Here is a 10357-nt window from a genome sequence, read left to right on the forward strand (position 1 = left end):
TTTCCATTTTTGCTATTTAACTCTGAAATAAATCTGTTTTTTAATACCTCAATCTTATATCCTTGGGCATTAAAATAGCGATACCAACCTGTAAATATCATTCCTATAAAAATGGAAAGTACCCAAACCGAACCAACTGGCTGAAATGAACCACCGATAAAATAGTTGTTAATAATAGGTAAAAGCCAAATAGTTAAAGAAATTACGCCAAGAAAAATTAGAATTAAGCCAGTTAATTTATGACTAGAGTTCCTAGTAATCTTATAATTCAAGGGATTTTGAAAAGAAACTTTAAATCCGTAGTCCTCAATTCGTTTCAATAAATAGCATAAATCATTCTTTTTTTTAAGAAATTCTGGTTGAAGTTCTGGGTTCAGAACTATCCCTCTTTTTTTTAAAATCTCAACTGCTGCAACCCGGGCAGCCTCCTGAAAACCATCACTCTTTGAAATTCCCTCAAGTTCATAATCGGTATAGTCAGAGTATTTTGAAATCCAATATTGTTTATCCATTTTTTTTAATTGAAGCCTACAATCTGAAATAGCACATTTCTGGAATATCTACACTAAATCTATTAGTATTAATCTGATAAAGCTAGAGAGCTTATTTATTTTAAATTTCATTAGTAGCATCATCGGTATATATTTAAATAGTCATTCTGCTGTGTGGTCCAAACACCTTTGAGCTCAATAAAAAAACTTTACAACCCCCCAATAAATGAATTACAAAGACACTACCTTTTATACCGAAAATTCTATCCCTTGTCTCCTTCCTATTTTTTCAAGAGATATGTTATAGTTTGAACAACCCAGTACTATTTAAAAAATTTCACAAAAAGAATCAAATTAATCAAAAAATTAACTTACTAAAACACTAAATCTAAACCTACTATTGTTAAATTACTTAAATTTTAATAATACCATTATATGTTAACGCTTACATTAATTCCCTTGCTAAAGGTAAAGAGCCCTATTTACGCCCCTTAATAGTTTTTATTTAAAAAATTCTTGAAAATAGCCGATTTATACTAATCAGCCCATCATGGAGATTCTATTCAAAAAACTTACTTCAAAATTTATTTTTGTACTATTTCAGGAATAATATGATTATGTAAGTTTTAAATTTTATTAGTTCTCTTTATCTTTAATAGGAGAAGTTAATCCAAAGCACGTCCGTCTCACCTATGTGAGTTTTTCCCAAGTAGACAAAAAAGTTAACAAATCCCCCTCCACCACCTTGATTCAACAGGGATTCGCAAAAACCACTCCTCCGAATCTTGACAAGTAATAAAAAAACATACGGCACTTTTTATGAAGGACATCCATTTATGGGAACAATTTAAAAATGGTGATCGCCAGGCCCTAGAGACTATATTTAGGCTACATATTAAGGTTTTGTACAAATACGGCAATAAGTTTTCAGCTAATCGCCAATTAGTAGAAGACTGTATTCAGGACCTTTTTTTAGAACTGTGGGGAAATAAAAAAACGTTAGGAGGTACCGATGCTATTAGACCTTATTTATTTAGTGCCTTAAGAAGAAAAATCATTAGACACCTTCAAAAGCATCATAAAATGATCAATGACCATATCGAGCCTGAATCTTACTGTTTTGTATTAGAAGAGAATGGGGAGGAACTACTAATTAATCATGAAAAAAATCAGGAAAAAAACCAGCAGTTATCGATTGCTATGAAGCAACTTTCCACCAGAGAAAGAGAAGCCATTTATTTAAAATACTACCAACACCTTTCCTACGAAGAGATAGCCCAAACCATGGAAGTCAACTACCAATCTGTAAGAAACTTGATCTATAGGGCATTAAAGCGGCTCAGAACCAGTTTATGACACACCACACCACGGATCATCCGGTTTTACTAAGGATTTTTTAACAAAACATACCTTTTCACTGAAAAATCCACTTTTTCTTGGGTACAATATAGTCAACTTTGTCTTAACTGCACAAAGGGAAAGTACACTTCATACAAATGAAATACCAGGAATATAGCGCCGAAGATTTTGCACAAGACCCATTTTTCTGTCAATGGGTACTTTGCCCTGATCAAAACACACAAAAATTCTGGGAAAAATGGCGCAAAGAAAATCCAGATAAAGAAAAAGAACTTCAGAAAGGTTGTAAAATTATTCAGGTGATACATGGAAAGGAAAAAGAAATTCCTCAAGAAAAGATCGATCACCTTTGGAAAGCCATCAATGATAAAATTGAAGCAATAGAAAAACCAGCTATAAGAACTATAGCTGACAAAACATTCCAAAATCAATGGTATAATATAGCAGCCGCCATAGTACTAATTGCTATTGGCGTGTTTTATTTTTTCAATCGGCCCGAAGTTATACAAGCAAAACATGGAGAAAAACTCTCTCATGTTCTTCCTGATGGAACAGAAATTTCCTTAAATGCGGGCACTACGCTTACCTACAATAAAAAAAAATGGGGTAAGAGTCGAATGGTGCACTTTGACGGTGAAGGATTTTTTCGGGTTACCAAAGGAGAACCATTTTTGATAAAGACCCAGAATGGAACAGTACTGGTATTAGGCACCAGTTTTAATATTTACAGCAGAAATGCTAAACTTTCAGTAGAATGTTTTACGGGAAAGGTACAAGTTGATTCAAAAGATGCTGCCTTTTCGGCACTACTTACCCCAGGAAAAGGAGTAAAAATGACTGAAAAAACAACACGAAAATATGGCTTTGATACCCAAAGCCAAAAAGGCTGGAGATTTGGCAGTTTCTTCTATGATGACATTCCTTTAACTGAAGTGTTGGATGAAATCGAACGTCAATATGACATCACTATAGAAACCCAGACCGATATCAGCCAACGAAAATATTCCGGCGAGTTTGATAAAAACGAACTGAAATCAACTTTAGACATGGTCTGTTTACCAATGGAGCTGAACTATGAGGTAATTAACGCTCAAAAGGTGATCATTCGAAAATAATACATGATACCAATACTGATACCTAAAAGGCCTATTAATTTTATTGTTGAGCTAGCCTAAAGCTATTTCTTAATTCCTTCAAAATATAATTGATTTCTGCAGCCTTCAGGGTTCCCATGCACCTTTTCATCCTAGATGGGGGGTCAATGATACATGGGAGTTCTTTTAGGAATCCCATGAAAATTAATTTAATCCTATCCTCTCCTAATGATCCCCCTGTTAAGAGCTTCTGGACTTCTACCCTTTTACCTTATTCTCTGCTTTTTACTGTTGGGAATAGTCCCCAAAACCTGGGCTCAACAACAAGATTCCCTTAAACTCTATGCTGAATTTGAGAATCAAAGCCTGTATGAGGTGATTCGGTTTTTAAGAGAAAAATATGAACTAAAAATAGCCTATGAGAAAAAATTAATAGAAGGGATAAGGGTACAATCAAAACTTAATGGTCTATCAGTAGAAAACGCTTTTAAAATAATTCTGGCAGGAACTGACCTAACTTATAAAAAACTTGCATCCAACAAGCTTATTATCCGAAAAAAACAGGTCCAAGAGGTTGATTCAGCCCCTCAGATAACACACTTTAGCGGTATTATCAAGGATATAAAAACCGGAGAAAGCATTCCATTTGCCACTATATGTCTTAAGGAGACTAACTTCAAAACCGTCAGCAATCAAGATGGTTACTTTAACCTTTCTTTTGCACCTGACCCTACCGACACACTGATTATTAGACATCTAGGTTATCAAACTAAGAAACTTATTATAATTCCAGATTCCGCGGAAAGTTTTCAGGAATTGCACCTTTCCCCTTCTTCCTCCATGCTCAAGGAAATAAAAATAACAGATGGAAACGGTGCCACATTAGAGATTCGTGGAGCGATCAGCCAGGTAAGTGTACTACCCGAAAAAATTTCAAGGTTAAGTAATATGGGGGAAGAGGATATTTTTAAAGGTCTACAATCCCTACCAGGAATTAGCCTTCAAAACGAAAGTCAGGCTGGGCTCCATATCAGAGGAAGCACTCCTGCTCAAAACCTTGTGCTATTAGATGGATTTACGATCTACCATCAAGATCATTTTTTTGGCTATTTTAGCACTTTCAATAGCAAAGCATTAAAGGATATCCAAGTTTACAAAGGAGGCTTTGATTCAAAATTTGGCGGCCGCTCTTCGGCAGTTGTTCAGTTAACTGGAAAATCAGGCAATAAACATCACCCCACAGCCTCAGCCCGGCTAAACTTTTTAAGTACAAGCTTCATTGCAGAAACTCCTTTAAACGATCGGACCACTCTCCTCCTCTCAACCCGGAGAGCTTATACCGATATTATTCAGAGTCCCCTTTATCAAAGTCTATTCAATAGTGCCCTACCACAAAATTCATCAGATTTGGAAGAGATCCTAAGCTCCACTATTTACAAGGAAAAAAATAATTCTTCATTTTACTATTTTGATCTTAACTCCAAATTAACTTATAAGCCCAGTCAAAAAGACCTCATTTCAATAAGTTTTTTCAAAGGAAAAGACCTGCTAAAAAGCCAGGAACAAATTGATTGGTTACTAGGCCTCTTAAGGGTGATGGAAAAAAACCAGGAAGATGCTAAGTGGAAGAATACAGGTTTTGGGTTAAAGTGGTCAAGATTATGGCATAATAAACTATTTTCAAATCTCACTATAGGCTACTCAAATTATGCAAGACTTTACCGCTCCCAACTCAATTATTTCCAAAATTTCGGAGGTTTTGGAGATAATTATATAAGCCAACTCCAAAAAGAAAATCAAATCAAAGATTTTACCTTGAGGCTCGATATGGAGTATACCAATCACCCTAATGGCTTATTGGAGTTTGGTTTTTTTAGCACCTACAACGCCATCAGTAATGTGGAATCTGAAAATGAATTAAAATACTTCGAATACTACAGTCCGAAAGGGCAATATGCAGGAGGGTATGTTCAGCAGACTTTCTCCTTTTTTAACAGATTAAAAATTAATGCGGGACTTAGAAACACTTTTTCCCAGGCCTTAAATAAAACTCACCTTGAACCTCGCTTTTCCTTACAATACAGTATTTCTGATCAACTAAAATTAAAATGTGCCAGTGGGAAATATATTCAATTTATCAACCAAGCTGAAACCGACATTCAAAGTGGAATTAGCCAGGACTTCTGGATCCTGGCAGATAAAGATAACATTTCAGCTTTATCATCCTGGCATTTTATTACCGGATTTCTATGGCAGAAAAACGATTGGCTCCTAGACGTGGAAGCTTACCATAAAAGCACGAAAGGACTGGCATGGGCTCATTTTGATCAATATGAGATCGGCCTTATTCCACAATGGGAGTTTAAAGAGCTTCATACCGATGGTTTGAGTTGGGCCAGCGGATTAGAAATTTTGTTGCAAAAAACCGACACCTACTATACGAGTTGGGTAGGCTATACCCTTAGCCGGGTAAATTACCAATTTCCTGGTTCCGGAATTAATCGGGGAAAACCCTTTTCCTCCAATTATGATCACAGGCATGAAGTAAAATGGGCCGGTATTTTCCAAAAAGGACCTTGGGAATTTTCCATCCAATGGTTTTTCCGAAGTGGTTCTCCCTATTCGAAGCCTACAAGATATTCGATCTCTGATGATGGATCACAAACCACTATGATTTTCGAAACTAAAAACCGTTACCGTCTCCCCTCCTATCACCGAATGGATATTGCCTGCAATTTAAATTTTGATATAGGAAAAGCTAAAATGAAATGTGGGCTTTCCATCATGAATCTTTATGATCATAAAAACATTAAAGTCAGAAAATTCTTTGTTGATGAATTTGGCTTTATGGAAAACAATACCTTAAAAGGTATTTCCGGTCTCCATAAGGTTGACCTTTACCAATTAGGAATTACACCAAGTCTTTTCCTGGAGGTTAAATTCTGAACTCTCCAATAAATCACCCCCTAAAGGGAAAAGGTCCTACGAAAGAACTTGTCTACAAAGAAGCTATACATTTTCTTTTTTCCATTCTGAGACCTCTGCCTTAAATTTTTTGCAAAAAGCTGAGTACAAAAACAATTGGTTTGTCTTTTCTGGGTATAGATCATCAAAAGACTCCTAGTTTCACTTCCCACAGAATTAAAAAAAATCAGCACCCTAGGTTTTATTAAAATTTTTCACAGTTTTTCTAACCTAAAAAATTAAAAAGATGAAAAGAACGTTTTTAATGTTTTTTCTTGCTGTATTGGCATTAGTGTATGCCTGCCAGCCTAATGAGGTTGAGCCTAAAATCGATGAGGTAAAAAACCAAGCCTTACTGGAAAAGATCGCCAAACTGAAGGGACAACTTAGTCAGAGCCGAAATAGCAACAAAGAAAGGTATTCCGCAGTAGGCAGTTCTCTCGACATTGGTGTCAATGCATCTAAAACCCAGTCCAAACGACTTCATTTCTCAGGTAAAGATCGATCTGATGCTACCGATCATGAATCAGATACCACCAATTACGATAATGACTCAAATTGGTACTGGGAAACTTGTGCTGAGGTATCAGAAACTGAAGAAAACAGTACCATTACAATTGTCTATGATTACAGTGATGATGGCTGTGAAGAATATGGGGAAGTAATCAAGGGAAAAATCACTGATGTATTCAAATTTAATATGAATACTTTTGCTTATGAAACGGCTACCTATTATGAAAATTATTCGATTGACAAAGTTACCTTGAATGGATTTTATATGGCTTCCGGGTCTTGGCCAGAGGGCCAATTCACAGGATATGAAGGTCAATTTAATGAAGAAATGACTATTACTTATGAAGACGGAATTACTGAGACCATGAATTCTGAAATGTCAGAAAAAGGAGACTATTATTCGTGGATTCTAAACGGTTATTATTCCAGTACACTTTCAGATGGAGACAACTATACTTTAACAATCAAAACAGCTTTAGTCTACACCTTTGACTGTGGTTTGGTATTTGTACCGGTAAGGGGAGTTGAGGAAATAGAATACAATGGAGAAAAGATTATTATCGATTATGGGGATGGCACTTGTGATAACATTGCTCAGGTAACAGAAGGTGAGGTAACAGTAACGATAGATTTTGGTGATTTTGGTGAATTCTTTGGGGATGATAATTCCTAGAAAGGTAATGATAAATTCAAAGGGAATTGCTAATCAATAACTCATTACCGCAAGTATTTTAACATGCTCTTGGTGAAAAGCTTCCATAGGGAAAATGTTAAATGGAAGATTTTATCAAGGGCCTGTTTACTAAAATCAAACCCCAAAGAACCGCCAGTACCAGTAAACATTGCCCCACCAGGAAGGCCGTGAAAGCCACGTAAAAACCTTCCAGCGACTCCATTTAAACTTTTTCAAAAAAATGATCAATTTTTTTATTTCTAATCTTTTCCAAAATGTTTTCAGACTCTTCCACCTAAAAAGAAAGTAGAAGTATAATAGTATTGGCTTTTGTTAAATAATATAATCTTTATTTCGTTTTCACCCTTAATTTGGAGGGTCATACGTAATTAATTACTTTTACACATTAGTTGTACAGCCGTTTTTGAGATCTATATTTTTAATTTAAACTAATCAGGATGATACACCAAATACTAAGAACAAGACAATTGATGTTCCTATTATTAGCCATAGTTACATTAGTTAGTTGCAATCAAGAAAAAAAAGAGGAGCCAATCGTCGATAACTTATTATTAAAAGAATGGACAGGGCCTTATGGTGGGGTTCCTGCTTTTGATCAAATCAAAATCGAGGATGTAAAAGCTGCAATGCTTCAAGGAATGGAGTTAAATCTCAAAGATATTGATGCAATAGCAAATAATACCGATGCTCCTACTTTTGAAAATACCATTGAAGAAATGGAACGTTCTGGCGAAGAACTTAATAGAGCGTTTAATTACTATGGTATTTTAAGTAGCAATATGTCAACGCCAGAATTTAGGGCTATTCAAACTGAATTAGCACCTTTATTTTCTGAATTTCAATCGAAAATCACACAAAATGAGAAATTATTTAAACGTGTAAAAGCTGTTTACGAAGCATCATTGAAAAATCCGTTGGAAGCAGAGCAACAAAGAGTTGTAGCCCTAATCTATAATGAATTTGCGATGAATGGTGCTGAACTTGATGATGAGAAGAAAGCAACTTATGCGAAGATCAACAAAGAGCTTTCTAGCCTATACACCAAATTCTCAAACAACGTTTTACATGACGAAGAGAATTATGTTACTTATCTAACAAAAGAGCAATTAGGCGGCTTGTCTGAAGGGTTTATTAAATCTGCGGCAAAAATTGCTGCCGACAAAGGACAGGAAGGCAAATATGCCATTACAAATACACGTTCTTCAATGGATCCTTTCTTAACCTATTCTACAGAAAGAGAACTGCGTAAAAAAGTGTGGACTAATTACTATTCCAGGGGAGACAATGGCGATGAATATGACAACAATAAATTAATTGCTGAAATATTAAAACTAAGAAGACAACGTGTAGAACTATTAGGTTATAAAAATTATGCAGAATGGCGTTTACAGGATAGAATGGCAAAAACGCCAGAAAATGCCATGGAACTTATGGAAGCTGTTTGGCCTGCTGCAATTGGGAGAGTTGCTGAGGAGGTAGCAGATATGCAGGCTATAGCAGACAAAAATGGAGACAAAATCACCATTGAGCCGTGGGATTATAGATTTTATGCCGAAAAAGTCAGAAAAGCAAAATACGATTTAGATTCTGATGAAGTAAAACAATACCTTCAATTAGATAAGCTGACTGATGCGATGCATTATGTAGCAGGTAGGTTGTTTAATTACAAATTTACTCCGGTTCCGGAAGGCTCGGTTCCAGTTTTTCATGAAGACGTAAAAATTTGGGAAGTAACAGACAAGGATTCTGGTGAAAATATTGGACTTTGGTATCTTGACCCATATGCAAGACCAGGCAAACGTTCTGGAGCTTGGGCAACCACCTATAGAAGTCACACTACTTTTGATGGCAAGAAAAATGTATTAGCTTCAAATAATTCAAATTTTGTAAAACCCGCTCCAGGAGAGCCAATATTAGTATCTTGGGACGATGCTACCACTTTCTTCCATGAATTTGGACATGCACTTCACTTCTTCTCTTCTATTGTAAAATATCCAACTTCAAATGGAGGAGTTAGAGATTACACTGAATTCCAATCTCAATTACTAGAGCGCTGGTTATCAACAGATGAGGTAATTAACAACTATTTAATCCATAATAAAACCGGTGAGCCAATGCCAGTAGAATTGGTTACAAAAATCAAGAATGCAGCTACCTTTAATCAAGGATTTGCTACCACCGAGTATTTGGCCTCGGCAATAATGGATATGAAATTCCACCTTGCGGATCCTGAAAATATAGATGTTGACAAATTTGAAAGAGGAACACTTGCAGAGTTAAAAATGCCTAAAGAATTACCTATGCGGCATAGAACCCCACATTTTGGTCATGTGTTCTCCGGTGAAGGCTATGCTACCGCTTACTATGGTTATATGTGGGCAGACGTATTGACCTCTGATGCTTCTGAAGCATTTGCTGAAGCACCAGGCGGTTTCTATGATGAAGAAGTAGCAGGCAAATTGGTGAAGCATTTATTCGCACCAAGAAACTCAGTAGATCCTGCTGAAGCATATCGGGCATTTAGAGGTCGTGATGCAAAAATTGAGGCCCTTATGAGAGATAGAGGCTTCCCTGTAACAACAAACGAATAGGACCTTTAAGATTAAAGAATTTATTCATTGCCAGTAATACCTTTGGGAGGAAATGCAAACATAGAAAATTTCCCTCATGAATCAGAGATGAAGGTAATTACATAAAGGGTAGTAATAAATCATAAACTTATTACTACCTATTAGGATAAATAGAGTAAACTGGCTACAACGTTTAGTATAAGGAGCATAAAAACGGCTGCTTATACTAAACGTTACCTTCCCATCAATTCCACCATAATTAAATTCAATCTCAACTTGTGAAAAAATTTTTATTAGGATTAACTCTTCTGACCTTTTTATCCGGCTGTGAAAAAGAAATAAATGAAAGTGTTACCTGTGAAGATTGTAATAATGAATTGCTCCAATTTTGTACTGAGACAAACTCAGAATTTCAATGTATAACCATAGACAAAAAGCCTGAATTTATAAATGGAGGGGAAACTGAATTTTTTATTTCTCTAAGTAAAGCTATGGTTTATCCTAGTGAGGCTAGAAGGAATGGAATCGAAGGAAGAGTTATATTAACATATGAGGTTACAAAAGAGGGAACCGTAGAAAATATAGTGATCAAAAAAAGACATTGGTTATAATTGCGGAGAAGAAGCAAAAAAAGCACTTCAAACAATTACTGAAGGAATATCTTTTTTTCCA

Annotated in this window: 7 protein-coding genes; 6 read left to right on the forward strand and 1 reads right to left on the reverse strand. The window is 35.8% G+C overall.

Going from position 1 to position 10357, the window contains the following annotated elements; translation table 11 throughout:
• On the reverse strand, window positions 1–512 hold a 512-nt coding region (locus tag E1171_RS15620; RefSeq protein ID WP_155206981.1), incomplete at its 3' end, for a hypothetical protein.
• Window positions 513–1310: 798 nt separating this feature from the next.
• Between E1171_RS15620 and E1171_RS15625 the strand changes: the two genes are divergently transcribed.
• The 6 genes from E1171_RS15625 to E1171_RS24770 all read left to right on the forward strand — a co-directional run bounded on the left by E1171_RS15625 (window position 1311) and on the right by E1171_RS24770 (window position 10296).
• Entirely contained in the window at window positions 1311–1847 is a 537-nt protein-coding gene (locus tag E1171_RS15625) for an RNA polymerase sigma factor (protein WP_155206982.1), read from the forward strand.
• 140 nt (window positions 1848–1987) lie between these two features.
• Window positions 1988–2965: a FecR family protein gene (locus E1171_RS15630; protein WP_155206983.1), complete on the forward strand. Its 978-nt coding sequence runs from the start codon at window positions 1988–1990 to the stop codon at window positions 2963–2965.
• 207 nt (window positions 2966–3172) lie between these two features.
• The gene (locus tag E1171_RS15635; protein WP_155206984.1) at window positions 3173–5890 is read left to right on the forward strand and encodes a carboxypeptidase-like regulatory domain-containing protein; all 2718 of its coding nucleotides are present in this window, start codon (window positions 3173–3175) and stop codon (window positions 5888–5890) included.
• 265 nt (window positions 5891–6155) lie between these two features.
• On the forward strand, window positions 6156–7094 hold the full coding sequence (locus E1171_RS15640) for a hypothetical protein (protein WP_155206985.1): 939 nt from the start codon (window positions 6156–6158) through the stop codon (window positions 7092–7094).
• 491 nt (window positions 7095–7585) lie between these two features.
• Entirely contained in the window at window positions 7586–9706 is a 2121-nt protein-coding gene (locus E1171_RS15645; RefSeq protein ID WP_246164374.1) for a M3 family metallopeptidase, read from the forward strand.
• 257 nt (window positions 9707–9963) lie between these two features.
• Window positions 9964–10296 (forward strand): TonB family protein, encoded by a 333-nt coding sequence (locus E1171_RS24770; protein WP_155206987.1) that lies wholly within the window; start codon window positions 9964–9966, stop codon window positions 10294–10296.
• Window positions 10297–10357 lie beyond the last annotated feature (61 nt).

Origin of the sequence: Xanthovirga aplysinae, assembly GCF_009711365.1 — a bacterium.
Classification (GTDB): domain Bacteria; phylum Bacteroidota; class Bacteroidia; order Cytophagales; family Cyclobacteriaceae; genus Xanthovirga; species Xanthovirga aplysinae.